Here is a 25,667-nt window from a genome sequence, read left to right as displayed (position 1 = left end):
TCGACGTCTCCCTCTAATCCTGCTGCCGGCTGCCCTGGCGACGCTGTCCGCCTGCAGTACGCCGGCCCGGCAGGCCACCGCACCTTCGTCGCTATCGACCACGCCGGCAGTCGAGGCGCGCGCGGCGCTGCCGGCCATCGAGGACGCCAGCCTGTCGACGCTGCAGGCCTGGCTGGCCGAGGGGCGGCTCAGCTCGCGTGACCTGGTCAGCTTCCATCTGGCGCGCATCGCCGCCCTTGATCGCGGCGACGCCGGCCTGCACGCGGTGATCGAGATCAATCCGGGCGCGATGGCGATCGCCGAGCTGCGCGATGCCGAGCGCAAGGCCGGCCAGCTGCGCGGGCCGCTGCACGGCATTCCGGTGCTGGTGAAGGACAACATTGCGACCGTCGGCCAGGGCCGGGAAGCGATGGAAACCACGGCCGGCTCGCTGGCACTCATCGGCCACCGGCCGACCGCCGACGCCTACGTCGTCGAGCGGCTGCGCGCCGCCGGCGCGATCATCCTCGGCAAGACCAACCTCAGCGAATGGGGCAACTGGCGCTCGACCCACGCGGTCAGCGGCTGGAGCGCCCGGGGCGGCCAGACCCGCAATCCGTACGCGCTGGACCGCAACCCCTGCGGCTCCAGCGCCGGCTCGGCCGTGGCCGTGGCCGCCAACCTGTCGCCGGTGGCGATCGGCACCGAGACCGATGGCTCGATCGTCTGCCCGAGCGCGGTCAACGGCATCGTCGGCCTGAAGCCGACCCGCGGCCGGGTGTCGCGCAGCGGCATCATCCCGGTGGCCGACAGCCAGGACACCGCCGGGCCGATGGCGCGCAGCGTCGCCGATGCCGCGCTGCTGCTGGACCTGATCGCCGGTCGCGATCCGGCCGATGCCGCCACCGCCGGACTGAGCGGCAAGCGCGCCGCCGAATGCTTCCACTGCGGGCTCGACACCGCCACGCTCGAAGGCGTGCGGATCGGCGTGCTGCGCCCGCTGTCGGCGCAACCGACCCGAGTCGCGCAGCGCTTCGGCGAGGCGATCGCCGCGCTGCGGGCCGCCGGTGCGGTGATCGTCGACGACGTCGCGCTGCCACACGCCGGCGAATACCAGCAGGACGAGATCGCGGTGCTGGCCGCCGAATTCCGGGACGGCGTCGAGCGCTATCTGGCCGGCCTTGATGCGGCCGCGCCGAAGCGGCTGGGCGATCTGATCACCGACAACGAACGCCAGGCCGCACGCATGCTGCCCGGCTACAACCAGGACCTGCTGCGGCTGTCGGCCGCCAGCCCGCCGGCCAGCGATGCCCGCATCCGCAAGGCCCGCGCCCGGGCGCTGAAGCTGGCCGGCGTCGACGGCATCGACGCGGCGCTGAAGAAGGATCGCCTCGATGTGCTGATCGCCCCGACCGCCAGCCCGGCCTGGCTGACCGACCACACGCTCGGCGATCGCGATGCCGGGACCGCTGTGTCCACGGCGCCGGCCGTGGCCGGCTATCCGCATCTGACGGTGCCGATGGGCGCGATCGACGGCCTGCCGGTCGGCCTGTCGTTCATCGGCCCGGCCTGGAGCGAGGCGCGCCTGCTGCGCTACGGCCAGGCGTTCGAACGCCTGACCCGCCACCGCCAGCCGCCGCGCCTGCTGCCGACGGCCGTCGCCGACCGCCCGCCGACACTCGATCCCGACATGCCGGCGATCGGCGACCGCGAACGATAAACTCCCGGCACGCTCGAAGAAGCGCCCTGAACAAAGAACCGGAGGAGTTGCCGTGCTGAAGCTGACATCACTCGTTGCCGCTGTCGCGCTCGCCGCGCTGCCGTCGCTGGCGCTGGGCCACGGCCCGTCGCGGCTGAAGGTCACCGAATCGATCGAGATCACCGCCCCCGCCGACAAGGTCTGGGCACGGCTCGCGAAGTTCGACGACGCCTCGTGGATTCCGGCGGTCGCCAAGACCGTCGGCACCGGCGGCAATGCCGTCGGCGCCACCCGCGTGCTAACCCTGAAGGGCGACGGCGCGCCGACCGTCGAAGAAGAACTGACCCGCTTCGATGCCGACGGCAAGACGCTCGGCTACAAGATCACCAAGGTCGACCCCAAGGTGCTGCCGGTCACCAACTACGCGTCGACCATCAAGGTCAGCGGCGATGGCAGCAAGAGCACGGTCGAATGGAAGGCCGGCTTCTATCGCGGCTATCCGAACAACGACCCGCCGCCGGAGCTGAACGACGACGCCTCGGAAGCCGCCGTCAAGGGCCTGTACACCACGACACTCGCCGAACTGAAGAAGTCGCTCGAAGCGAAGTGAGCGATCGGCTGCGCCACGCGCCGCGACTGGCTCTGCCGGTCGCGGCGCTGCTGTTTTCGGCACCCGCCGCAGTTGCCGGCGATCTCGCCTTCGTGCCGGCCCAGGTCGCCAACCGGGTGACGGTGATCGACCTTGCGACGATGCAGCGGCTCGCCGACATCCCGGTCGCCGGCAAACCGGCCGGCGTCGCGGTGGCGCAGCAGGCCGGCCGCGCCTATGTGACGAGCCCGGAAGGCCGGTTCGTGACGATGATCGACACGGCGGCACGCGCGGTCGTCGGCCGCATCGAGGTCGGCGGCGGGCCGCTGGGCATCGCCGTGCATCCTTCCGGCGCACCGGTCTATGTCGCCGACTGGTACCAGCACCGCGTCTACGCGGTCGATCCGCTCAAGCGCGCGGTCATCGGCTTCGTTGCGGTCGGCGAATCGCCGTCCGGGCTGGCGATCAGCGGCGACGGCCGGACCCTGATCAGCGCCGATCGCGACGCCGACCAGGTCTCGATCATCGACACCGCCCGCTTCACGGTGCGCGCGACGGTGAAGGTCGGCACCCGGCCGTTCGGCGTCACGCTGTCCGCCGATGGCGCACGCGCCTACACGGCCAATGTCGGCAGCAACAACGTGACCGTGATCGACGTGGCGCGGGCCACCGTGATCGGCACCGTTGCGGTCGGCGAGCGGCCGTACGCGGTGGCGCTGACACCGAACGGTCGCGCCTTTGTCAGCAACCAGTACGCGGCCACGGTCAGCGTGTTCGACACCGGCAGCCTCGCGCCGCTGGCGACGATTGCGGTAGGCGACTACCCGGAAGGCATCGAAGCCAGCCCGGACGGCCGCTCGGTGCTGGTGGTGAACTGGGAAAGCAACACGGTGCAGCGGATCGACGCCGCCACGCTGGCAATCACCGGCAGCGCCGAAACCGCCGACGGGCCGCGCGGCTTTGGGCATTTTGTCTGGCACTCGCCCTGATCGTTACAGCATTGGCGCGGCGGCTACGGCCACACGCCGGCGGCGGATCACCGGACTGCGCGCGGATCGAAATGCGGGTTCTCGATGATCGAGAAGCGGTTGCCGAAGGGATCGAGCACGTCAGCCACGCGGATGCCGCCGCCGACGTCCTTGACCGGCACCAGCGGCTTCGCACCCAGCGTCAGCAGCTGGGCGTAGGCGGCGTCGGCGTCGGCCACGCCCCACAGCGCTTCGCAGCCATCGGCATGCGGGGTTTCGTCCGGCAGCAGTCCGAGTTCGAAGCCGCCGACCTGGTAGCCGACGTAGTAGGGCTCGTCGAAGTACGGCTCGACCCCAAGCACGGCGCTGTAGAAAGCCTTGCCGGCCGCAAGGTCGGGGACCGGGTAGATGGCGGTGCGGAGTCCCAGAATCATGTCGCGAACCTCTTCAGCAGCGGGGCGGATGGCGAATCTTCAGTGGCCGCCCCGCGTTTCGCCAGACGCTGATGTGCGACGCCGATCGCGCACGGGGCGCGTGCTAGCATTTTCGCCGCCCGGGAAGCCTTGCCCGCCTCCGCCCGCCAGACCCACGAATGCCCGATCCACACGCTGTCGATGGTGCCGATTCCTTCGGCGACACCGCCGACGACCCTCCGCAATTCAGCCCCGCCCCGGGTCCGCTCGCATGAGCGGGCTGGTGGTGGTCGATCAGCTGGCCGACTGGCCGGTGGAGATTCCCGGCGTCGAGGTGGTGACGGCCTGGAAGTACCTGACGCACGACGAGTTCACGCGCATCCGCGGCGCGCGCGTCTACAACCTGTGCCGCACCTTCAGCTACCAGACCACCGGCTACTACGTGTCGCTGCTGGCCGGCGCCCGCGGTCACCGCATCCTGCCGGACATCACCACGGTGCAGGATCTGAAGCTCGCCGAATCGCCGTCCGTGCTGAACGACGAGATCGAGGAGCTGATGCAGAAGAGCCTGGCCCGGCTCGGCTCCAGCGAATACGTGCTGAACGTCTATTTCGGCGACAGCCCGTTCGTGCGCCACGAAAAGCTGGCGCGGGCGCTGTTCAACCTGTTCCCGGCGCCGCTGCTGCAGGCCAAGTTTGTCTGGCGTGGCGACGAATGGCGGGTCGACACCCTGGGCCCGATTGCGCTCGGCGAAGTGCCGGCCAGCCATCACGAATTCCTGTACCAGACCGCGCGCGACTACTTCACGCGCCGGCGCGCGCCGCCGAAGCGCCGCGATTCGACCCGCTACGACCTGGCGATCCTGGTCAACGAGGACGAAAAGGAACCGCCGTCGAATGCGCGGGCGCTGAAGGCCTTCGAGAAGGCCGCCGAGGACCTCGGCTTCTCGGTCGATTTCCTCGACAAGGGCGACTACGGCCACGTCGCGGAGTACGACGCGCTGTTCATCCGCGAAACCACGGCGGTCAACCATCACACCTATCGCTTCGCCCGTCGGGCCGCACGCGAAGGCCTGGTGGTGGTCGATCATCCGGAATCGATCCTGCGCGCCGCCAACAAGGTGTTCCTGGCCCAGCTGATGGAACGGCACCGGATCCCGCAGCCGAAGACCTTGCTGGTGCACCGCGCGAACCTGGATGAAGTGGTGCGCCAGCTCGGCTTCCCGATGGTGCTGAAGCAGCCGGATTCGCAGTTCTCGAAAGGCGTGATCAAGGTCGACAACGCGGCGGCGTTCAAGCGCGAGACGCGCGAGTTCCTGGAGCGCTCGGACCTGATCGTCGCCCAGGCCTTCGAGCCGACCGAGTACGACTGGCGGGTCGGCGTGCTCGATGGCCAGCCGCTGTACGCCTGCCGCTACTTCATGGCCAAGGCGCACTGGCAGGTGGTGAAGCGCGACGCCAAGGGTGCGAAGTCCGAAGGCGACCACGAGACCCTGGCCGTCGAGCATGTGCCGAAGGCGGTGCTGAACGTGGCCGTGCAGGCGGCGCGGGCGGTCGGCGACGGGCTCTACGGCGTCGACCTCAAGCAGTTCGGCAACGTCGTCAAGGTGATCGAGGTCAACGACAACCCGAACATCGACTGGGGCGTGGAAGACCTGGTGCTGAAGGAAGCGATCTACCGCCGGATCATGGCCTACTTCGTCAAGAAACTGGATGCCCAGACCCGGATGCGCGAGCCGGACTGATGGCTGCCGCGCCTGAGCTCGCGGCCGGCGCGGTCATCCGTCGCGGCCGGCCTCGCGATGTCGACGCGATGCAGGCACTGGAAGCGCTGTTCCCGTCCGACCGCATGTCCCGGCGCAGCCTGCGCCACCTGCTGCAGGCGCCAACGGCGCGGGTGCTGGTGGCCGAAAACGGCACCGGCGCGATGCTCGGCAACCTGATCGGCCTGCGCCGGGCCGGCAGCCGGGCGATCCGCATCTACTCGGTGGTGGTGGCCCCGGAGGCGCGCGGCTCGGGTCTCGGCCGGCGGCTGGTCGAAGCGCTGCAGGCGCTGGCCGCTTCCGAAGGCTGCCAGCGCGTAAGCCTGGAAGTGCGCGCCGACAATGCCGCCGCCCGGGCACTGTACGACCGGCTCGGCTACCGCACGGTCGCCGCCTTGCCCGGCTATTACGACGACGGCTCGGACGGCCTGCGGCTGGCGCGATCGATCCCCTGAGCCTTGCCGGGCAGCACCGGCGCCGTAGCCGGGGCGTCGAGCGACGCCGGCCAGCGCCGCCGCCGTAGCCAGCGCAGCCGGAAGGCGACACGCGCCGCGTGGGCCACTTCGTTCAGGTACCAGGCATTGACCGCCGCGCCGACGAACGCGCCCATCAGCGGCAGCGAGCCGCCGGCCTTGGCCAGCCCGAGCCGGCGGGCGATCGCCGACGACAGGTTGCTGATGCTGAACACCGTCGCTTCCTTGGCCAGCTCGCGTTCGGCGGCGCGTTCCAGACCATCGCGAATCGCGGCATCGCTGGCAGCGGCGTCGTGCTCGATCGCCTCCAGCGCTGCCTGCTTCTCTTCCAGCGTGTTGGCCGAGGCCAGCGCGAAGATCGCCACCGGCAGGCGCTTCAGTGATTCGTCCGTGCAGTCCTCGCCGTAGCACAGGCCGGTGCGATGAATCACTCGGAACGCCTGCACCAGCAGCGTCGGCACGTCCGCCACCAGCCCGGCCGCACCGGCGACGCCGAACAGCGCACCGCTGCCGCCGGCCAGCGCCGCGCCGCGCCGGCCGATCCTGGCCGCCACCCGATCGCAGGATTCCAGCGACCCGGCCGCCAGCGCCGCCAGATCGTCGACACCGGCCGCCCGCAGCACCGAGCGGCGATCGGCCATCCGCGCCGAAGTGCGCTGCACGCCGTCGAGCGCCGCGCGCAGCCAGTCGACCGGGATCGTCCGCTGCACCGCCTTGGCCGCCGGCGACAACGCACGGCCGAACGCCTGGCTGAAGAAATCCGGCGCGTCGTTGCGCCATTCGGTGATCCGCGCCAGCTGCTCGTGTTCGTACGGCGTCGGCGCTTCGGCACTGCGCTTGCGTGAGGCCATGGCGTAGGGGGATTCAGGAAAGGGATGCCGGAGTGTGCCTCGCGCCGCCGTTCGCTGCGCGGGCCAGCGGCGATCGGGCATCATTTCCGGCATGTGCCTGATCGCCTTCGCTTACCACGTTCATCCCGCCTGCCCGCTGGTGCTGATCGCCAATCGCGACGAGTTCCACGGCCGGCCCGCCGCCCCGCTCGGCCCCTGGCAGGACTACCCGGACATTCTCGGCGGCCGCGACCTGCAAGCCGGTGGCGGCTGGCTGGCAATCGACCGCCGCCGGCCGCGTCTGGCCGCCGTCACCAATTTCCGCGAAGCCACGCCACCGCAGCCGGCGCAGTCGCGCGGCGAGCTGGTGCGCGGCTTCCTCGCTGGTGATGACCTGGCGGTGGCGTTCGCCGAACTGCGCCGAGTCGACGGCAACGACTACGGCCCGTTCAACCTGCTGCTGTGGGACGGCGACGACCTGATCGTCGCCACCAATCGCCCGAAGCCACATTGGGAAGCCGTGCAGCCCGGCATCTACGGCCTGTCCAACGGCCGCTTCGAATCACCGTGGCCGAAGACCCGTCAACTGGTCGCCGCGCTGCGCCAGTGGCTCGACAGTCCCACCGGCCGCAACGCGCTGCCGGACGAAGCCGCCGACCTCGAACCGCTGTACACCGCGCTGGCCGACGAGCATCGGCCGGCCGACCGCGAGCTACCCGACACCGGCATCGGCCTGGAACGCGAACGGATGCTGGCCTCCGCGTTCATCACGCTGCCCGGCTACGGCACCCGCGCCAGCCAGATCGTCATGCTCGGCCGTGATGGCCGTGCGCTGTTTGCCGAACGGCGGTTTGGTGCCGATGGTGAGTTGGTGGGTGAGGCGCGGGTGGTGGTGGGGCGCGGCTGAACGGCATCAAGCCAAACGACGTTGGAGACGCCCTGCGGCGCAAAGTCCAGGCCGTTCAGGGATGCGGGTCTTGCCAAAATTTGCCAAACAACCCACGCTCCCGCCATGAGCACGATGAACATCTCTCTGCCTGACACCCTCAAATCCTTTGTCGACGAGCAGGTCAGCCAGCGTGGTTACGGCACCAGCAGCGAGTACGTCCGCGAGTTGATCCGCAAGGATCAGGATCGCCTGCAACTGCGCGGCCTGCTGCTGGCCGGAGCAGCGTCGCCTCCAGCAGCACCCGCCGATGCCCGCTACTTCGAAGGCCTGCGGGATCGGGTACGTAACGCTGCCCAACCCACTGCAAAGGGGTGAAGGCCAAACCCGTCATCCCGCGTGAGCAGGCCAACCGGGATGTGGATGCGATCATCACCGACTACCGAAATAGTGCGGGCGCAGCGGTGACCCTCGGCTTCATCGATGCGCTGGAAAAGGCCTACCGCCATATCGGCCGCCATCCCGCCGCAGGATCTCCGCGCTACGCCCATGAGCTCAGCCTGCCGGGGCTGCGCGCTCGGCCGCTGACGCGCTACCCGCACCTCGTTTTCTACATCGAGCAGCCGGACCACATCGACGTCTGGCGTGTGCTGCATGGACAGCGGAATATCCCGGCGTGGATGCGGGAGCCCGATGGCGCATGACCGCGCGACCGTAGGGCGGACCGCGACCCGCCGATATCGGAAGAATGAATGCAGTACGCGTAGCCCGGATAGAGCGCAGGGAAATCCGGGAAGCACCATCTCCGACGTGCGCGGCGCCCCGGATTTCGCGTTGCTCTATCCGGGCTACGTCGACTCGAACGTACGTTCATCCCCTCAACCGCAACGCCCCATCCACCGGCAGGATCACGCCATTCAGGTAGCCGCTGGCGGGCGCCAGCAGGAACGCTACCGCACGGGCGATTTCGTCCGGCTCGCCGAGGCGGGCCATCGGGATGCGGGCGAGTTCGGCGGCCTGCTGCTCGGCGTTCAGCGCCGTGGATTCGGCCCACAGGATGTGACCCGGGGCGACTCCGTTCACGCGGACACGCGGGGCCAGTTCCACGGCCAGCGTTTCGGTCAGTGACCACAGCGCACTCTTGGCGGCGTTGTACGGCGCGAAGCCGGGCCGGGCGTGACGGGCCAGCGTGTCGAGGATGTTGACCACCGCCGCCCGGGCGCCGAACAGCGGCAGGCAGGCCTGGGTCAGCAGCAGCGGCGCCTTGAAGTTGGAGGCGATCAGCGCATCGAACACGGCCGCCGTGATCGATCCCATCGGCGTGCGCTGGTAGCCGGAGGCGTTGTTGACCAGCGCGTCGAGCCGGCCCCAGCGGGCATGGGCGGCGACGGCCAGCCGGGCGATGGCGGCATCGTCGGCCAGATCGGCCTGCAGCACGGCGGCGGAATCGGCGCGCCGTGCGTTCAGGCGGGCGGCCAGCACCGCGCCATCGGCAACCGAGCTGCGGCAGTGGATGACCACGTTCATGCCGCTGCCATGCAGGCATTCGACGATGGCCGCGCCGACCCGGCGCGCGCCGCCCGTGACCAATGCCACGCCCGACAGCCTGTCCTGCGTCTCGTTGCCCATCACCGGTCCTTTATCCTGTTGCGGGCCGCATTATCGGCCATCGCTGCAGCCCTTCTCCGCCCCGCCACCGGCCCGCGAATCCCGTGAACGATCTGCTGCACGTCATCCTGCTCGGCATCATCGAGGGCATCACCGAGTTCCTGCCGATTTCCTCGACCGGCCATCTGCTGCTGGCCGAGCAGTTCGGGCTCGGCCAGCGTTCGGAGCTCTTCAACATCGTCATCCAGGCCGGCGCGATCCTGGCGGTCACGGTGATCTACCGCGAACGGCTGTGGCGGCTCGCCACCGGCCTGGACGACGCCGGCCAGCGGCGCTACATCGCCAAGCTGGCGGTGGCCTTCCTGATCACGGCGGTGCTGGGGCTGATCGTGAAGAAGCTCGGCTTCGAGCTGCCGGACCAGATCACGCCAATCGCGCTGGCGCTGGTGATCGGCGGCGTCTGGATGCTGGCGGCCGAATGGCTGGCCGGACGGCGGCTGGCGCATGGCGAGATCCTGTGGACGGTGGCGATCGCCGTCGGCATCGGGCAGGTGGTGGCCGGCGTGTTTCCCGGTACCTCACGCTCGGCCACCACGATCTTCGCGGCGATGCTGATCGGCGGCGCCAACCGGGCGGCGGCCACCGAGTTCGCGTTCCTGGTCGGCATCCCGACCATGTACGCCGCCAGCGCCTATTCGCTGTACGGCGAGCTGAAGCACGGCGGCGGCAGCGAGGACTGGGGCCAGCTGGCGGTGGGCTTCACGGTATCGGCGGTGGTCGCCTTCATCGCGGTCAAATGGCTGCTGCGCTACATCCAGACCCACCGCTTCACCGCGTTCGCCTGGTACCGGATCGCGCTCGGCGCCGGCCTGCTCGGCTGGGCGGCGCTCGGCTAGGCGCGCAGCCCCTAGGGCGCCAGCGGCACCCGCAGCAGCGGCGCGCCGACGCCTTCGCTGCTGATGAACATCGACTGCCCGTCGGCGGTGACCGCCAGGGCTTCGGCCTGGCGCAGGAACGGCAGCGAAATCACCTCCGGTGCGGCGGCGAGCGCGGCGATCCACGGCTGGCCTGCGCTGCGCCGCCAGCGCAGCGCGTTCTTGTAGGTCAGCACCAGCAGGCTGCGACCGTCCGGGCTCAGGTCCATCGCGGTCGGCTGGCCGAAGTAGGCGGCCTGCACCGGATTCGCGAGGTGGTCGAGCGGAGTCGGCTGCGGCACGCTGGCGACGTCGCCGAGCCATTCCGCTATCGCCACGCCGACCGGCGGCCGGTTGCGCGGCAGCGGCAGCCGGTACAGCCGCTTCGGCTGCTCGCGCTTGGTCAGCAGCAGCACGCTGTGATCGGCTTCGTCGACCGCCACCGCCTCGCAGTCGCGCGGGCCGCCGTCGTAGCGGAAATCGAGCTGCCAGAGCAGCGTCGCCTTCTTGCCGCTGCGGCCCGGGTCGCGCACCGCGTACAGCGTGACGCTGGGCCGATCGCCGCGGTTGTCGCCGACGTCGGCGATCAGCAGCGCCGGCTGCCCGCGCCAGGTGAAGGCGCTGATGTCTTCCCAGTCGTACGCCCGGGCACCGGCCACGGCGAGCCGGCCAAGGTCTTCACCAGCCACGCCGATGCGGAACAGTTCGGCCTTGCCGCCGCTGTCGTTGTGGCCCCAGAGCACGGTGGGATCGGCTTTGGAAACGGTCAGGCCGCTGAGTTCGTCGAGCCGGGGCGCGGCCAGCCGAGTGGCATCGGGCTGCGACAGCAGCACGCAGGAGTTCAGCAGCAGGACAACGCCGAGCAGCAGGCGGCTGAGGGCGCGGCCGGGGCGGACGTCGGCAGGGGTCATAGCCGGGATCATAGCGGGGCGGTCGGGCCATTCGGCCCGGATGACGCCCACAAAAAACCCGGCAGGCGCCGGGCAAAGTCGAGAAGAGACGAAACAGATAAAGCAAGAGCCTTGCCACGTTTCGTCGAGCGCCGCAATCTGCCGATCGCCGCCCTTGCCGAGCCTCCGAAAGATGCCCATCCACTGGCTACAACACGCTGATTTTGAAGACCTTGGCTGCATCGGCCCCTGGCTTGCCGAACGCGGCCATGCGGTGTCCGGCACGCGGCTGTATGCCGGCGAGGCACTGCCCGACCCTGCGGATTTTGAAGCACTGATCGTGATGGGCGGGCCGATGAACATCTACGAATACGCCGCGCACCCGTGGCTGCGCACCGAAAAGGCGCTGATCCGCGCCGCCATCGACGCCGGCCGGCGGGTGCTGGGCATCTGCCTCGGTGCCCAGCTGATCGCCGACGTGCTGGGCGGCCCGGTCCGCCGCAACGGCGAGCCGGAAATCGGCTGGTTCCCGGTCGAACTGAACGCCGCCGGCCTCGCCGAGCCGGCGTTCGCCGGCCTGCCGCCGCGCTTCACGGCCTTCCACTGGCATGGCGACACCTATGCGCTGCCGCCCGGCGCGCGCGGCCTGGCCCACAGCGAAGCCTGCGCCCAGCAGGCCTTCAGCTGGGGCGACGGCCGGGTGCTGGGCCTGCAGTTCCATCTGGAAGTGACGCGCGACAACGCGGAGGAATGGCTGCGCCACGAAACGCTGCAGCCCTCGCGTCATGTGCAGACGGCGGACGCGATCTTGGCCGATACCGACGCCTTCGCCGCTAACAACGCGGCGATGCGGGCGATCCTCGAACGCTTCCTGCCGGCCGCTTGAGGCCGGCGGCCGCGCGTCTCAGCTGGCCGGCTTGGCGCGGTCGGCCGGAATCACCGCGATGGTGAGCCGGGAAATGCAGACCAGGCGATCGTCGGCGTCGGTCAGGCGGATCTCCCAGACCTGCGAGGTGCGGCCGACGTGCACCGGCCGCGCCGTGCCGGTGACCAGGCCGCTGCCGAGCGGCCGGATGTGGTTGGCGTTGAGATCGAGGCCGACCGGCACGCCGATCGCCGGGTCGGTCGCCAGGAAGGCGGCGATGCTGCCCAGTTCCTCGGCCAGCACGCAGGACGCACCGCCGTGCAGGCGGCCGTAGGGCTGCACGGTGCGGGCATCGACCGGCATGGTGCCGCGCAGGAAATCGGGCCCGACTTCGGTGACCCGAATGTCGAGGTGATGACCCATCGTGTTCGGCGGGGTCGGCAAACCTTCGCCGATGGTGACGGGGCGCTTCCAGAGGCTCATGTCGGTGTCGCGAAAAGTGGGAGGGGCCGCCACTGTAACGCCTGCCGGCGGGGGCCTCCGATAGACTCGCCGCTCCTTCACGGCCGGCCGGAACCTTCATGCCTCGAACTGCGCTACTCGTCGGAGCCACCGGGCTGGTCGGTGCCGCCCTGCTCGATCGCCTGCTGGCCGCGCCGGACTACGCGCAGATCATCGTGCTGGGCCGGCGGGCACCGGCCCGCGCCCATCCGAAGCTGCGCGCGATGACCTCGACGCTCGAGGATCTCGATGCGCTGGCCGATCCGCTGGCCGCCGACGATCTGTTCTGCTGTCTCGGCACCACCACCCGCGCCGCCGGCGGCAAGGCCGGGCTGGAACGGGTCGACTACCACATGGTGCTGGCCGTAGCGCGCGCGGCCCAGGCCGGCGGCGTGACGCGCTTCTTCGGCGTTTCCGCCGCCGGCGCCAGCGCCACCTCGCCGGCGTTCTACTCCCGGGTCAAGGCCAGGATGGAGCGGGCGGTCGGCGAGGTCGGCTTCGCCGCCGTGCACCTGTTCCGGCCGTCGCTGCTGCTGGGCGCCCGCAGCGAATCACGGCCCGGCGAAGCCCTGGCCCAGAAGCTGGCGCCACTGCTGGCGCCGCTGTGCATCGGGCCGTTGCGCAAGTACCAGCCGATCACGGCCGCCGAGGTCGCCGACGCGATGCTGCAGGTGGCCCGCAGCGATACCCGCAGCGGCACGGTGATCCACGACCTGCCGCTATAGGCGGCGGCTATTCGGCTTCCAGCTGCCGGCGCAGCGCGGCGAACTGGGCTTTCTCGGCATCGCTGGAAACCGGGTAGCGCAGGTCCAGCTGCTGCAGGCGGCGGACGATGATGTCGGCCACCGCTGCCCGCATGAATGGCTTGGAATCGGCCGGGATCGCGTACCACGGCGCGTGCTCGCGCGAGGTTTCGTTCAGCGCGTCCTCGTAGGCGTCCATGTAGGCGTCCCAGTGGGCGCGCTCGGCGACGTCGCCGGCCTGGAATTTCCAGTTCTTCTCCGGCTCGTTCAGGCGATCGAGGAAGCGGCGGCGCTGCTCCTCGCGCGAGACGTTGAGCCAGAACTTGAGAATCACCGTGCCGTTCGCCGCCAGGTGCCGCTCATGATCGCGGATCGACTGGTAGCGCTGCTTCCAGAATTTCTTCGGGTGCCGTCCAGGCTGCGGCCGCTGCGCGCCGAGCCACTCCGGGTGCACCTTCACGACCAGCACTTCCTCGTAGTAGCTGCGGTTGAAGACGCCGATGCGGCCGCGTTCCGGCAGCAGGCGGGCGCTGCGCCAGAGGAAGTCGTGGTCGAGTTCCTGCGGCGTCGGCCGCTTGAACGAATGCACCTCGCAGCCGGCGGGGTTGACGCCGGTCAGCACGGCGCGAATCGTCGAATCCTTGCCGGCCGCGTCCATCGCCTGAAAGATCAGCAGCAGCGCATGGCGATCGTGGGCGTAGAGGATCTTCTGCAGGTCATCGAGGGCGGCGACGCTGTCGCGCAGCTGCTCCTTCAGGACATCGTCGTCGGCCGCGCCCTTGGGCGGCGCGGTGCGTGCCTTGCGGACCCGGAAGCGGCCGTCGTCGGGCACCAGGAACGGGCTGTCGACCGGCTGCGAGCCGTCGTCCTTGCTCATGACGTCACCACGGCTGGCGGCCCGGGCAGCACGTAGAACAGCACGCAGAAGAAGTGGAAGGCGCTGCCGGCCAGCACGAAGACGTGCCAGATCGCGTGGTGGTAGCGCAGCCGCGTGGAGGCGTAGAACAGCGTGCCGAAGGTGTACGACAGCCCGCCGGCCAGCAGCAGCCAGAGACCGGCCGGCGGCACGGCGGCGATGATCTCGCTGCCGGCCACGACGCCGCACCAGCCCATCGCCAGGTAGACGCCGAGCGACAGCCACTCGAAGCGGCCGGTGGTGAAGATCTTGAACAGGATGCCGACTGCCGCCAGCCCCCAGGTGAACACGAACAGGCGCATGCCCCAGGGGCTGTCAGCCAGCGCGATCAGCGTAAACGGCGTGTAGGTGCCGGCGATCAGGACATAGATCAGGCAGTGGTCGATGACCCGGAAGATGTGCTTCGGGCGCGGCAGCGGAATCGAATGGAACAGCGTCGAGGCCGCGTACATCAGGATCAGCGAGGCGCCGAAGATCGACCCGGCCAGCAGCTCGCGGGAACCGCCGTAGAGCACCGCCCGCGCCACCAGCACGCACAGGCCGATGATCGCCAGCACCGCGCCGAGACCGTGGGTGAGGCTGTGCGCCAGCTCTTCGCCGAAGCTGTACAGGTTGTGGGTGGCTTCGCGGACCACGGCGCGCACGCGCGCCTCGCCGGGCGGCGCGCTTTCGGCGGCGTCGTGAATCGAGTTGTCAGCGGATTCGTTAATGCCCATGCCCCGTATCGTGATGGCCGGCGACCGGCTTGATCTTCAGCGTCGCGCCATCAGTGGCCACCACGCGGACCCGGCTTCCACTCGCAAGATCAGGACCGCTGACCCGCCACACCGAGTCGTCGAGCCGGGCCTGGCCGACGCCGTTGACGATGTCCGACACCAGGGTCAGTTCCCGGCCGACGAGCTGCCGGCCGCGCTGGTTCAGGCCGTTGTCGGCGTCATCGCTGCGGCGCATCGGCCGGAACCGGAACCAGGCGGCGACCGCCGCCAGCGACAGCAGCGCGAACAGCACGATCTCGCCCGGCCAGCTCAGGCCCGGCAGCACCCAGGCCGCGAAGCCGGTGACGAACGCCGCCGCGCCGATCCACATGAAGAAGGTGCCCGGCGTCAGCACCTCGGCGACCAGCAGCAGCAGGCCGAGCACCCACCAATGCCAGAAGATGAAGCCGTCGTTGAGCAGGCTGTCCATGACGGTCTCCCGGACCCTAGCGCGACGGAGCCTGCTGGCCAGCTGCCTTGCCGGCCAGTTCGGCGATGCCGCCGATCGCCCCGATCACGCTGGCCGCTTCCAGCGGCATGAACACCAGCTTCTGGTTGCTGCTGGTGGCGATGTCCTTCAACGCCTCGATGTAGCGGGTGGCGACGAAGTAGTTGATCGCCTGCACGTTGCCCTGGGCAATGGCCGCCGACACGCTGGCGGTGGCATTGGCTTCCGCCTCGGCCTGCCGCTCGCGGGCCTCGGCATCGCGGAACGCGGCTTCCTTGCGGCCCTCGGCATCGAGAATCGCCTGCTGCTTCTCGCCTTCGGCCTGCAGGATCTTCGACTGCCGCTCGCCTTCGGCCTTGAGGATCGCCGCCGCCCGCGCCCCCTCGGCCTCCAGGATCTGGGCGCGCTTCTCGCGCTCGGCCTTCATCTGCCGGGCCATCGAATCGACCAGATCGCGCGGCGGCTGGATGTCCTTGATCTCGATGCGGGTGACCTTGATGCCCCAGGGGCTGGTCGCCTGGTCGACGACCGCCAGCAGCCGGGTGTTGATGTGGTCGCGCTGGCTCAGCAGTTCGTCGAGATCCATCGAACCCATCACCGTACGCAGGTTGGTCTGCGTCAGGTTCAGGATCGCGTACTGCAGGTTTTGCACTTCGTAGGCGGCGCGGGCGGCGTCGAGCACCTGGAAGAACACCACGCCGTCGACGCCGACCATCGCGTTGTCCTTGGTGATGACTTCCTGGCTCGGCACGTCGAGCACCTGCTCCATCATCGACAGCCGCCGGCCGACGCGGTCGACATACGGCACCAGCCAGTGCAGGCCGGGCGTGAACGTGGCGCGGTATTTCCCGAACCGCTCGATCGTGTACTCGGTGCCCTGCGGCACGGTGACCACGCCCTTGTAGACGGTGACCAGGGCGAACGCGAGCAAGGCAAGCGCGAAGTAGGACATGGCAGTGCTCTCCGGAAGGCGGACCCTTTCGAGTCTACGCGAGCCGGATTGCAGATCGGCTTGCTCGGCCGGGCCGGCCGCGCGTCAGCCGCGCGCGGCCTTGCTGGCCAGCCAGCGATCGATCACGGCTTCCAGCACCGGCAGCGGCATCGAGCCCGGCGTCAGCACCACACGGTGGAATTCCTTGAGATCGAACTGGTCGCCGAGCTGGGTCCTGGCCCGCTCGCGCAGTTCCAGGATCTTCAGCATGCCGAGCTTGTAGCCCAGCGCCTGGCCCGGCCAGACCAGATAGCGCTCGATCTCGGCCGTCGCCTCGACCTCGGCCATGCCGGTCTTGTCGATCAGATAGGCCAGGGCCTGCTCGCGGCTCCAGCGCTTCTGGTGCATGCCGGTGTCGACCACCAGCCGCACGGCGCGGAACATCTCCGCCTGCAGACGGCCGAGGTTGTCGAACGGGTCCTTCTCGTAGCCCAGCTCCCAGGCCAGCCGCTCGGCATACAGCGCCCAGCCTTCGGCATAGGCATTGAACGGCAGCACGGTGCGAAACACCGGCACGTCCTTCAGCTCCTGCGCGATTGCGATCTGGAAGTGATGGCCGGGAATCGCTTCGTGATAGGCCAGCGTACGCATGCCGTAGCGGCTGATCTCGTCGACCTTGCGCAGGTTCGCGAAGAACACGCCGGGCCGCGAGCCATCGAGCGCGCCGGGCTCGTAGTAGGCACCAGGCGCGGAGGCTTCCTTGAACGCCGGAATCGCCTTGACCTGCACGCCGAGCTTCGGCCGCACGTCGAAATACGGCCCTAAGCCCGCGTCGATCTCGTCGATGATCTTCTGGTAGTCGGCCAGCACCTGTTCGCGCACGCCGGGGGCGCTGGCGTCGTACTTGAAGCGCGCATCCTGGGCCAGCGCCGCCACCCGGGCGCCAACGCTGCCTTCGCGGTAGCCCTGCGCGACCAGCAGCGCGTTCATCTCGCCTTCGATGCGCGCCACTTCGGCGAGGCCGATGTCGTGGATCGCGTCCGGCGACAGGGTGGAGGTGGTCTGCTGGCGTACGCACCAGGCGTAGTAGGCGGCGCCGTCGGGCAGCGCCCAGACGCCGTTGTTGTCGGTGACCTTCGCTGCCAGCGCTTCGAAGTTCTCGATCAGCCGGCCATAGGCGGGATAGACGACGTTGTTGATGCTGGCGGCAGTGCGCGCCAGCAGCTGCTTGCGCGTGGCTTCGTCGACATCGCCGAGCTTGGCGAGCTTCTCGGCGAGGCCGGTGTACAGCACGTTCTCTTCCGGCTTCTTGGCGATGAACTCGCGCATCTGCTTCAGCGTCTTGTCGACCACGAACTTCGGCGGCCGGATGCCGCGCGCCTCGCGCAGCTGCTGGCCTTCGAGAATCTGGTCGAAGCGGACACCGAACTGGTCGAGGCGGCTCAGGAAGCTTTCGACGTCGGCTTCCGAGTCGATCGGATGCTGGCCGAGCAGGAAGCTCGGCAGCTCGCTCTGCTCGCCGGCCGTCGGGTTCAGCGGATAGCTGTGGAACATCCACGGCTCGCCGGCCACCGAGGTGGCAAGGAAGTTCTCGAGGATGTCGTAGGACAGCTGCCGGCCTTCGTCGAGCTTGGCCCGGTCATAGGCGTGCAGAACATCGAGCTCGCTCTTCACGAACGCCGCCTGCTTCTCTTGCGCCGCCACCGAGGCATCGCTCAGGCGGCGATCGAAATAGCGGATGCCGAGCGGGTGGGGCGCCAGGCTTGTGACCAGCTCCGGGCTTTCCAGCAGGAAGCGCACGAACACCCGATCGTAGAAACGGTCGATCGAGTACGGCTTGAACCAGCCGACGTTGGCGATCCACAGGCCGGCACCGAGCACGACTACCAGCACCAGGCTGGCGATGATCTTCAGCAGCGTTTTCATCGGTCTGTCCCTTGTTGAAACGCGAAGACCTACCCGTCCACGTCATTCCGGCGCAAGCCGGAATCCAGAGCCGCTCAGACAGAACCCGAGCGCGCGCAGCGGTGTGCCGCACACTGGATTCCGGCTTGCGCCGGAATGACGATGGAGGTGTTTGTCACGAACCGGACGCCGCCGCCATCGGATCGGCCGGCAGACTCCAGCCGCAGCTCTGACCCTGGTTCTGCTGTTCCAGGTAGGCCTTCAGCGGCGCGAAGTATTCGAGGATCGCCGAGGCGTCCATCTGCCGCGTGCCGGTCAGCTTTTCCAGCGTTTCCGGCCACGGCCGGCTCTGGCCGGCGGCCAGCATCGCCATGAACTTCTCGCCGGCGGCCTTGTTGCCGTAGATGTCGCACTCGTGCAGCGGGCCGGTGAAGCCGGCCGCTTCGCACAGCGCCTTGTGGAACTGGAACTGCACGACGAAGCTCAGGAAGTAGCGCGTATACGGCGTGTTGCCGGGGATGTGGTACTTCGCACCCGGGTCGAAATCGTCCTCGGTCCGCGCCAGCGGCGGTGCCACGCCCTGGTATTCCTCGCGCAGCTTCCACCAGGCCTTGTTGTAGTCGGCCGGAGCCACCTCGCCGGAGAACACCTTCCAGCGCCACTGGTCGACCAGCTTGCCCCACGGTAGGAAGGTGATCTTGTCGAGCGCCAGCTTCATCTGCGAGTTGATCACGGCACGCTCGTCAGCCTTGGCGTCCTTGACCAGACCGATCTTCTGCAGGTGGCTCGGCGTCAGCGACAAGGTCACGGTGTCGCCGATCGCTTCGTGGAAGCCGTCATGGGCGCCGCCCTGGAACACGGTCGGCTGATCCTTGTAGAGCAGGTAGTAGTAGATGTGGCCAAGCTCGTGATGGATCGTGGTCAGCGATTCCTCGTCCGGCTGGATGCACTGCTTGATGCGGACGTCGCTGTCGCCGTCCATCGGCCAGGCCGAGGCATGGCAGACCACCTCGCGGTCGCGCGGCTTGACCAGCATCGACTTGGTCCAGAACGAGTCCGGCAGCTTCGGCATGCCCAGCGAGGTGTAGAAGTCCTCGGCGGTGCGGGTCATCTTCTCGGCGAACACGGCATCGGCCTTGTGCGACAGGTCGGCCAGTTCCACGGCCGACGGCTTGCCCTTGTAGCCGGCCAGCAGCGTCTTGTACTCGGCATCGCGCTGCGTCTTCAGCACCGCGCTGACATCAAGATCCGACACGCCCTTGTACGGCTCGACCAGCGGATACAGGTTGGCCCACTGCTGCGCCCACATGTTGCCGAGCAGGTGCGCCGGGATCGGCCCGGATTTCGGCACCACGGCGTCGCCGTACTTGGCGTTGAGCTTGGCCCGCACATGGCAGTGCAGCGCGTCGTACAGCGGTTTCACCTGGCCCCAGAGGCGCTCGGTCTCGGCCGAGAAATCGGCCGGGCTCATGTCGTAGCCGCCGCGCCACCATTCGCCGGCATCGGCATAGCCGGATTCCTTCGCCGCGCCGTTGTAGAGGCCGACGAAGTTCTGGTACTCGTCGCGAATGGGTTTGGCGGTGGCGTGCCAGCCGGCCCAGGCTTCGGCGATTTCCGCCGGCGTGCGCTTGCCGTCGATGTTGTTGACGATCTCCTCGATCGCCGGCAGCGACAGGCACTGCTCGTTGCCGGCCGCGTTCTTGTGGCACCACTGGCCTTTGCCGTAGTTCGCTTCCATGTCCGACAGCACGGTGGCCAGCTTGCTGCGGTTGGCCGGATCGCTCGGCGCCACGGTGTTGAGCCGGATCAGCGCCAGCGCACGGGCGGTGTCGGGCTTCAGATCCTTCAGCGCGTAGTACGGCTTGGCGGCCTGGCCCTGGTTGTAGTTGAACTCCAGGAACTGCTCGCCGTACTTCGAGGCGATCAGCTGCGAATCGTCGGTGATGTAGGTCGCCTGCAGCCACTGCGCCGAGGCGGCGTACTTGCCGAGTTCCTTGGCCTGCTTGCTGAAATCGGCGACGAAGGCATCGGCGTCGGCTGCGGAGACGGAAGCTGCGGCAGCCGGCGTCGCGGCGTCGGTCGCCGGTGGCTTGCTGCAGGCCGACGCGCCAAGCGCGAGGCCGGCGACGATCCCGGCGCGGATCAGATGGGAGGGCATGTCAGTAACTCCTTGAAAGGGGGCGGGGCCTGGCCCGATGCGGTCGGACGCCGCCCGCTGCGAAAAGGTTTGATCGCACGGCAGGCCATCAGCGCACGTTGCCCATCAGCCGCTTGATCGGCTTGGCCATGATCGCCATCAGCAGACCCAGGGTCAGCGCCAGCGCGAAGATCATCAGGTAGCGGTGCGGCGCGCTGGCGATGTCGTCGGCACCCAGATGGCCGGCGATCAGCCCGGACAGCAGGTTGCCGAGCGCGGTGCCGGCGAACCAGGTGCCCATCATCTGGCTGACGAAGCGCGGCGGCGCCAGCTTGGTCACCGCGCTGAGGCCGATCGGCGACAGGCACAGCTCGCCGAAGGTATGCAGCAGGTAGGTCAGCAGCAGCCAGACCGGCAGCACCTTGGTGCCGGCGCCGCCGGTGACCACGATGTCGGCCGCCCAGGCGATCACCACGAAGCCGAGGCCCATCTGGATCAGCCCCAGCGCGAACTTGGCCGGGATCGACGGCTCCAGGTTGCGCCGGCCGAGCTGCACCCACAGCGCTGCGAACACCGGCGAGAAGGCGACGACGAACAGCGGGTTCAGCGACTGGTACCAGCTGGCCGGATGCTGGCCGTCGCTGAAGAAGCTGCCGAAGGCGCTGCGATCGGTGAAATCGCGGGCGAACAGGTTGAAGGTCGAGCCGGCCAGTTCGAAGCCCATGAAGAAGGTCGCGGCGCCGAAGAACAGCACCAGGATCACCGACACCCGCTTGGCTTCGTCGGCACTCAGCTTGCCGAACAGGAACACGTAGCCGAAGAAGAACGCCGCGATGATGACGATCGCCACACCGACCTTCTCGGCCAGCGCCACCGGCTCCAGATCGAACAGGCCAAGCGCAGCGGCGGCGACCAGCGCCGCGAACAGGCCCAGGCCGACGCCCAGCGCGGTCCAGGCGCTGCGACGCTCGGCCGGCGTCTTGGCGCTGGCATCGTCGGCGCTCGGCGGCAAGGTGGCGCGCATGACGTGGAACTGCACCAGGCCCAGCAGCATCAGCACGCCGGCGCCGGCGAAGCCGACCTGCCAGCTGATCTTCTCGCCGATGGTGCCGACCAGCAGCGGCGCCATCACCGCGCCGACATTGATGCCCATGTAGAAGATCGAGAAGCCGGCGTCACGCTGGCCCGACGGCAGGCCGTCGTAGAGCTTGCCGACCATCGCGCTGATGTTCGGCTTCAAGAGGCCGACGCCCAGCACGATCACCACCAGGCCGAGGAAGAACAGCGTGCGGTTGCCGGTCGCCAGCAGGAAATTGCCGAGCGCGATGATGGTGCCGCCGGCGATCACCGCGTTGCGCTGGCCGGTCAGGCGATCGGCGACCCAGCCGCCGGGCAGCGAGAACAGGTAGACGCAGGACAGGTACAGGCCGTAGATCGCATTCGCCTCACCTTCGGTGAGGCCGAGACCGGGATTGCCGCCGACCACCGCTGCCGTCATGAACAGCACCAGCAGGCTGCGCATGCCGTAGAACGTGAAGCGCTCCCACATTTCGGTGAAGAACAGGGTGGCGAGGCCGCGCGGATGGCCGAAAAACGTCGGGTTGGACATGAAGTGGGGCGGGAATCGGGTCAGCGCCGACTATGGCGGCGGCTCGGCGGGGGGGTCAATGACGCACCGCAAAAACCGGGCCTTGCCGTTGTCCGGCCTCAACGGGCCGCGTCCGGGCCGGATCCGCAGCGCGCTGCGGCGGGCCGGCGCCCGGGCGATGTGAAACGGGAGTCACCGGCGCGCTCCTATAATCCGCTGACAAAACCTGCGGTCGAATTCACGACCGCGCCAGTGTCCAGCCCAGGTCCCGCCAACGTGAAGCCCACCCGCCTGCTGTTCTCCGCCACTCGTGGTGCGCGTACGTGAAGGCGCTGATCGAGTTCGCGTTCCTGCTGGCGCGCTGGCTGACCCAGCCGCTGATCCACTGGATGAAGTACCGCGTGGCGCCGGATGCCGCGCTCGGCACGCTGGCGCTCGACCCGCTGAAGCCGGTGGTCTACGTGCTGCCGCAGCGCTCGTGGATCGATCGTTTCGCGCTGGAGAGGATCTGCCGCGATCTCGGCCTGCCCAATCCCGGCCGTTCGGCGGCGGCGCTGCCGACCGTCGATCGCCCCGGCCTGGTCTACCTGCCGGCGCTGCTGGAAACCTTTGCGCCGAAGCATCCCGGCGACACCGATCTGGCGCGGCTGATGGCAACTGCCGCAGCAACGCCGGCGTTCGACGTGCAGATCGTGCCGGTATCGATCTTCTGGGGCCGCGATCCGGGCAAGGAAACCTCGCTGTTCAAGCTGATCTTCGCCGACAGCGTGCAGGCCGGCCGGGTCCGCAAGTACCTGATCGGTGTGGCCAACGGCCGCCATGTGCTGGCCAACTTCGGCAAGCCGCTCGGCTACCGCGACTATCTGGTCAGCGTCACCGAGGACATCGGCGGCAGCACCGAGCAGGCCTCGCAGAAGCTGGCGCGGGCGCTGCCGCGCGCGCTGCATTTCCACTTCCTGCGCGCCCGCACGGCGGCCCTCGGCCCGACCTTGCTGCGCCGTGGCGTGGTGATGAAGGGCGTGCTCGAATCGCCCGGCGTGCGGGCGGCGATCGAATCGGAAGCCAAGCGCCAGAACCTGCCGATCGAGAAAGCCGAGGCGCGCGCCCGCAAGTGCATCGACGAAATCGCCGCCGACTACTCCTCGACCACGGTCCGGGTACTGGAACGGGTGCTGGAAGCGATCTGGAATCGGGTCTTCAAGGGCGTCGAGGTCAAGGGCCTGGAACGGGTCCGGGCGCTGGCGCAGTCGCATGAAATCGTCTTCATGCCGTCGCACCGCAGCCATGCCGACTACCTGCTGCTCAGCTACGTCCTCTACACCAACGGCCTGGTGCCGCCGCACATCGCCGCCGGCATCAACCTGAATTTCTGGCCGGTCGGCAGCCTGCTGCGCAAGGGCGGCGCGTTCTACATGCGCCGCAAGTTCAGCGGCGATCCGATCTACACCGCCGTGTTCCGCGGCTATGTCGACAGCCTGATCCGGCGCGGCTACTCGATCGAGTTCTTCCCGGAAGGCACCCGGTCGCGCACCGGCCGGCTGCTGCCGCCGAAGACCGGCCTGCTGGCGATGGTGGCCGAATCCGGCCTGCGCTCGCGGGCCCGCAAGGTGGCGCTGGTACCGGTGTTCCTCGGCTACGACAAGGTCTTCGAGGTCGGCAGCTACTTCAAGGAACTGAAAGGCGCGAAGAAGCAGAGCGAATCGGCCGAAGGCCTGCTGAAGGCCACCAAGATCCTCGGCAAGAGCTATGGCCGCGCCTATGTGAACTTCGGCGAGCCGGTGATCCTGCAGGACCACGCCGACACGCACCTGCCGGGCTGGCGTGCGGCGCTGGCCGCCAATCCGGACACCCGGCCGGAAGGCTTCAACAAGTGGGTGCGGATGCTCGCCTACGAGCACATGCGGCGCATCAACGCGGCGGCGATCGCCAGCCCGGTCGGCCTTGCCGCCTGCGCGCTGCTGGCCGCACCGCGCCGGGCCGCCACCGAGGACGAACTGGTCGAGCAGATCGGTCATTTCATCGACCTGCTGGAGCCCTGGCCGGGCGGCGACGAGCTGATGCTGCCGACCCCGGACGCCAAGGCGGTGCTGGACTGGGCGGCGCCGGTCGCGCGCATCCAGCGCATCACCCATCCCTGGGGTGACCTGCTGGCCGCCAACGGCCGCGACGGCGTGCTGATGACCTACAACCGCAACAACATCCAGCACCTGTTCGCGGTGCCGGCGCTGATCGCGGCGTTCTTCCGTACCCGTGGCGTGCTGTCTGACGAGCTGGTGCTGACCGGCTGCCGGGCGCTGTACCCGTTCCTGCGCAACGAGTTCTTCCTGCCCTGGCCGGTCGCCGACTGCGAGCGGATCGCCCGCGGCTATCTCGACAAGATGCTGGCCACCGGCCTGCTGACGCGCGACGGCGACTCCCGCCTGCGCCGCCCGGAAGTCGGCAGCGACGCCTACTCCGGCTTTGCCGCACTCGGCCGCGTGCTCGGCGAAACGCTGGAGCGGCAGGCGATGGCGGTGCTGCTGCTGACTGAGGAAAAGAAGCGCAGCGGCACGGTGAAGCGCGAACAGTTCGAAACCGACTGCCGCCTGCTGGCCGAGCGGATGGCGGTGCTGACCGGCCGCGAGGCGCCGGAATTCTTCGACAAGGCGCTGTTCTCGGCTTACCTCGACACCCTGATCGAGGTCGGCGTGGTCAGCGCCGGCGCCGGTGGCGTGCTGACCGTCGACACCCGCTGCGAACGGATCGCCGAACGCTCGGTGGAACTGCTCAGCGACGAGACCCGGCAGACGCTGCAACAGTTGCTGGCCCGTCGCCGCACGCCGAAGCCGGCCGAGGCGGCGGCCGGCCCGGCGCCCGAAAGCGCGCCGGAAGCCGCGCCTGCGGCACCGGAAAACCCGGCCGGACCCGGCGGATTGAACGCTCCGGACGCGCCAATGTCCGACAGGAACGCTGGGCTATAATCCGGCCGCATTACGGCGGGTCCACCCGTCGAACCCGCTCACGAACCCTTGTCCACAGGTATTGAATCCATGCTCAAGCATTCTCGCGCGCTGCTGCTGATGGCTGGCGCCGTGTTCCTCGTTGCCTGCTCGAAGCCGGCCACCGACTCGGCCGCCGCCCCGGCTGCCGGGAACGCCGACCTGGCCACCGACGCCCAGAAGTTCGGTTACGCGATCGGTGTCGATCTCGGCCGTTCGCTGGCCACGGTCAAGGACGAAGTCGACCTCGCCGCGCTGAAGAAGGGCCTCGATGAAGTGGCTGGCGGCAAGGAGCCGCGCCTCGACGACGCCGCGCGCGAAGAAATCAAGAACTCGGTCTCCAAGAAGATCCAGGAGAAGCAGCTCGCCGAACGCGCCAAGGCCGCCGACGAAGCTAAGGGCAAGGGCGAGGCCTTCCTCGCCGAGAACGGCAAGAAGCCGAACGTCAAGACCACCGCTTCGGGCCTGCAGTACGAGACCCTCACCGAAGGCACCGGCGCTGCGCCGACGGCCTCCGACAAGGTTGAAGTCAACTACAAGGGCACGCTGCTGAACGGCGAAGTGTTCGACAGCTCCTACGACCGCGGCCAGTCGGTGACCTTCCCGCTCGCCAACGTGATTCCGGGCTGGACCGAAGGCCTGCAGCTGATGAAGGTCGGCGGCAAGACCAAGTTCTACATCCCGGCCGCGCTGGCCTACGGCGACCGGGGTGCCGGCGGCAAGATCGGCCCGAACGAGACGCTGATCTTCGAAGTCGAGCTGCTGAAGGTCGAAAAGGGCGACGCCCCGGCCGAGAAGAAGTAAGTCTCTCGGCTTGGCAGCACAAGAAGCCCGGCTCTGCCGGGCTTTTTGCTGCCCGCTTGAAATCCCCGGACGGCGGCCGAATGAT

The 25,667-nt window shown here is 68.8% G+C and carries 25 protein-coding genes; 13 read left to right on the top strand and 12 right to left on the bottom strand.

The annotated features are described in order from the left end of the window. Nucleotides 1–19: 19 nt before the first annotated feature. Genes ACTIGJ_RS09300 through ACTIGJ_RS09290 form a run of 3 tightly spaced genes read left to right on the top strand, consistent with a single transcriptional unit; the run spans nt 20 to nt 3,256 of the window. Nucleotides 20–1,699 (top strand): amidase, encoded by a 1,680-nt coding sequence (locus ACTIGJ_RS09300; RefSeq protein ID WP_439640051.1) that lies wholly within the window; start codon nt 20–22, stop codon nt 1,697–1,699. Nucleotides 1,700–1,754: 55 nt separating this feature from the next. Further along, on the top strand, nt 1,755–2,288 hold the full coding sequence (locus ACTIGJ_RS09295; RefSeq protein ID WP_439640050.1) for an SRPBCC family protein: 534 nt from the start codon (nt 1,755–1,757) through the stop codon (nt 2,286–2,288). Continuing rightward, nucleotides 2,285–3,256: a YncE family protein gene (locus tag ACTIGJ_RS09290; protein WP_439640023.1), complete on the top strand. Its 972-nt coding sequence runs from the start codon at nt 2,285–2,287 to the stop codon at nt 3,254–3,256. The genes ACTIGJ_RS09295 and ACTIGJ_RS09290 overlap by 4 nt, the downstream gene beginning before the upstream one ends. A gap of 47 nt (nt 3,257–3,303) precedes the next feature. Here ACTIGJ_RS09290 and ACTIGJ_RS09285 read toward each other — a convergent pair whose 3' ends face one another. Further along, a complete protein-coding gene (locus ACTIGJ_RS09285; RefSeq protein WP_439640022.1) occupies nt 3,304–3,669 on the bottom strand; it encodes a VOC family protein in 366 nt (121 codons plus the stop codon). 250 nt (nt 3,670–3,919) lie between these two features. Here ACTIGJ_RS09285 and ACTIGJ_RS09280 point away from each other — a divergent pair, with 250 nt between their 5' ends. Continuing rightward, nucleotides 3,920–5,392, top strand: coding sequence for a RimK family protein (locus ACTIGJ_RS09280; RefSeq protein WP_439640021.1), 1,473 nt, complete (start codon nt 3,920–3,922; stop codon nt 5,390–5,392). Further along, nucleotides 5,392–5,865 (top strand): GNAT family N-acetyltransferase, encoded by a 474-nt coding sequence (locus tag ACTIGJ_RS09275; protein WP_439640020.1) that lies wholly within the window; start codon nt 5,392–5,394, stop codon nt 5,863–5,865. The genes ACTIGJ_RS09280 and ACTIGJ_RS09275 overlap by 1 nt, the downstream gene beginning before the upstream one ends. Here the strand turns inward: ACTIGJ_RS09275 and ACTIGJ_RS09270 are convergent. After that, on the bottom strand, nt 5,817–6,734 hold the full coding sequence (locus tag ACTIGJ_RS09270; protein ID WP_439640019.1) for an EcsC family protein: 918 nt from the start codon (nt 6,732–6,734) through the stop codon (nt 5,817–5,819). The two genes, ACTIGJ_RS09275 and ACTIGJ_RS09270, sit on opposite strands and share 49 nt — an antisense overlap. Nucleotides 6,735–6,825: 91 nt before the next feature. On the opposite strand from ACTIGJ_RS09270, the gene ACTIGJ_RS09265 reads away from it, so the two are divergent. The 3 genes from ACTIGJ_RS09265 (at nt 6,826) to ACTIGJ_RS09255 (ending at nt 8,303) form a co-directional block, all read left to right on the top strand. After that, nucleotides 6,826–7,620, top strand: coding sequence for an NRDE family protein (locus tag ACTIGJ_RS09265; protein WP_439640018.1), 795 nt, complete (start codon nt 6,826–6,828; stop codon nt 7,618–7,620). A gap of 105 nt (nt 7,621–7,725) precedes the next feature. Further along, on the top strand, nt 7,726–7,977 hold the full coding sequence (locus tag ACTIGJ_RS09260; RefSeq protein ID WP_439640017.1) for a type II toxin-antitoxin system ParD family antitoxin: 252 nt from the start codon (nt 7,726–7,728) through the stop codon (nt 7,975–7,977). Further along, a complete protein-coding gene (locus tag ACTIGJ_RS09255; RefSeq protein WP_439640016.1) occupies nt 7,974–8,303 on the top strand; it encodes a type II toxin-antitoxin system RelE/ParE family toxin in 330 nt (109 codons plus the stop codon). Before ACTIGJ_RS09260 ends, ACTIGJ_RS09255 begins: the two co-directional genes overlap by 4 nt. A 166-nt stretch (nt 8,304–8,469) precedes the next feature. On the opposite strand, the gene ACTIGJ_RS09250 is transcribed toward ACTIGJ_RS09255, so the two are convergent. Then, nucleotides 8,470–9,195, bottom strand: a complete 726-nt coding sequence (locus tag ACTIGJ_RS09250) for an SDR family oxidoreductase (protein ID WP_439640049.1) — start codon at nt 9,193–9,195, stop codon at nt 8,470–8,472. A gap of 116 nt (nt 9,196–9,311) precedes the next feature. Here ACTIGJ_RS09250 and ACTIGJ_RS09245 point away from each other — a divergent pair, with 116 nt between their 5' ends. Next, nucleotides 9,312–10,103: an undecaprenyl-diphosphate phosphatase gene (locus tag ACTIGJ_RS09245; protein WP_439640015.1), complete on the top strand. Its 792-nt coding sequence runs from the start codon at nt 9,312–9,314 to the stop codon at nt 10,101–10,103. 11 nt (nt 10,104–10,114) lie between these two features. Here ACTIGJ_RS09245 and ACTIGJ_RS09240 read toward each other — a convergent pair whose 3' ends face one another. Next, a complete protein-coding gene (locus tag ACTIGJ_RS09240) occupies nt 10,115–11,032 on the bottom strand; it encodes a hypothetical protein (protein ID WP_439640014.1) in 918 nt (305 codons plus the stop codon). Nucleotides 11,033–11,204: 172 nt separating this feature from the next. Here ACTIGJ_RS09240 and ACTIGJ_RS09235 point away from each other — a divergent pair, with 172 nt between their 5' ends. Next, nucleotides 11,205–11,897 carry a type 1 glutamine amidotransferase gene (locus ACTIGJ_RS09235; protein ID WP_439640013.1) on the top strand — a complete coding sequence of 231 codons (693 nt, stop codon included), beginning with the start codon at nt 11,205–11,207 and terminating at the stop codon, nt 11,895–11,897. A gap of 18 nt (nt 11,898–11,915) precedes the next feature. On the opposite strand, the gene ACTIGJ_RS09230 is transcribed toward ACTIGJ_RS09235, so the two are convergent. Further along, entirely contained in the window at nt 11,916–12,359 is a 444-nt protein-coding gene (locus tag ACTIGJ_RS09230) for a hotdog fold thioesterase (protein ID WP_439640012.1), read from the bottom strand. Between the two features lie 98 nt (nt 12,360–12,457). Between ACTIGJ_RS09230 and ACTIGJ_RS09225 the strand changes: the two genes are divergently transcribed. Continuing rightward, nucleotides 12,458–13,102, top strand: coding sequence for an NAD(P)H-binding protein (locus tag ACTIGJ_RS09225; RefSeq protein ID WP_439640011.1), 645 nt, complete (start codon nt 12,458–12,460; stop codon nt 13,100–13,102). A gap of 7 nt (nt 13,103–13,109) precedes the next feature. Here ACTIGJ_RS09225 and ACTIGJ_RS09220 read toward each other — a convergent pair whose 3' ends face one another. The 7 genes from ACTIGJ_RS09220 to ACTIGJ_RS09190 all read right to left on the bottom strand — a co-directional run bounded on the left by ACTIGJ_RS09220 (nt 13,110) and on the right by ACTIGJ_RS09190 (nt 21,821). Further along, nucleotides 13,110–13,997 carry a PPK2 family polyphosphate kinase gene (locus ACTIGJ_RS09220; RefSeq protein ID WP_439640010.1) on the bottom strand — a complete coding sequence of 296 codons (888 nt, stop codon included), beginning with the start codon at nt 13,995–13,997 and terminating at the stop codon, nt 13,110–13,112. Further along, a complete protein-coding gene (gene trhA / locus ACTIGJ_RS09215; protein WP_439640009.1) occupies nt 13,994–14,752 on the bottom strand; it encodes a PAQR family membrane homeostasis protein TrhA in 759 nt (252 codons plus the stop codon). The genes ACTIGJ_RS09220 and trhA overlap by 4 nt, the downstream gene beginning before the upstream one ends. Next, entirely contained in the window at nt 14,742–15,221 is a 480-nt protein-coding gene (locus ACTIGJ_RS09210) for an NfeD family protein (protein WP_439640008.1), read from the bottom strand. Before ACTIGJ_RS09210 ends, trhA begins: the two co-directional genes overlap by 11 nt. A 16-nt stretch (nt 15,222–15,237) precedes the next feature. Next, on the bottom strand, nt 15,238–16,191 hold the full coding sequence (locus ACTIGJ_RS09205) for an SPFH domain-containing protein (protein WP_439640007.1): 954 nt from the start codon (nt 16,189–16,191) through the stop codon (nt 15,238–15,240). 84 nt (nt 16,192–16,275) lie between these two features. Further along, entirely contained in the window at nt 16,276–18,096 is a 1,821-nt protein-coding gene (locus ACTIGJ_RS09200; protein ID WP_439640006.1) for a DUF885 domain-containing protein, read from the bottom strand. 154 nt (nt 18,097–18,250) lie between these two features. Next, the gene (locus tag ACTIGJ_RS09195) at nt 18,251–20,233 is read right to left on the bottom strand and encodes a M2 family metallopeptidase (RefSeq protein ID WP_439640005.1); all 1,983 of its coding nucleotides are present in this window, start codon (nt 20,231–20,233) and stop codon (nt 18,251–18,253) included. A gap of 88 nt (nt 20,234–20,321) precedes the next feature. After that, nucleotides 20,322–21,821 carry a peptide MFS transporter gene (locus ACTIGJ_RS09190; protein ID WP_439640004.1) on the bottom strand — a complete coding sequence of 500 codons (1,500 nt, stop codon included), beginning with the start codon at nt 21,819–21,821 and terminating at the stop codon, nt 20,322–20,324. Nucleotides 21,822–22,123: 302 nt separating this feature from the next. Between ACTIGJ_RS09190 and plsB the strand changes: the two genes are divergently transcribed. Together plsB and ACTIGJ_RS09180 are read left to right on the top strand one after the other, a co-directional pair. Next, a complete protein-coding gene (gene plsB / locus ACTIGJ_RS09185; protein ID WP_439640003.1) occupies nt 22,124–24,760 on the top strand; it encodes a glycerol-3-phosphate 1-O-acyltransferase PlsB in 2,637 nt (878 codons plus the stop codon). 69 nt (nt 24,761–24,829) lie between these two features. Continuing rightward, a complete protein-coding gene (locus tag ACTIGJ_RS09180) occupies nt 24,830–25,582 on the top strand; it encodes an FKBP-type peptidyl-prolyl cis-trans isomerase (protein WP_439640002.1) in 753 nt (250 codons plus the stop codon). The last annotated feature ends 85 nt before the right edge of the window (nt 25,583–25,667 follow it).

The sequence above is a fragment of the Nevskia sp. genome (genome assembly GCF_051860985.1).
Lineage (GTDB): Bacteria > Pseudomonadota > Gammaproteobacteria > Nevskiales > Nevskiaceae > Nevskia.
The sequence above is the reverse complement of the archived record's forward strand: the minus strand, read 5'-3'. Positions and strand labels throughout refer to the sequence as shown.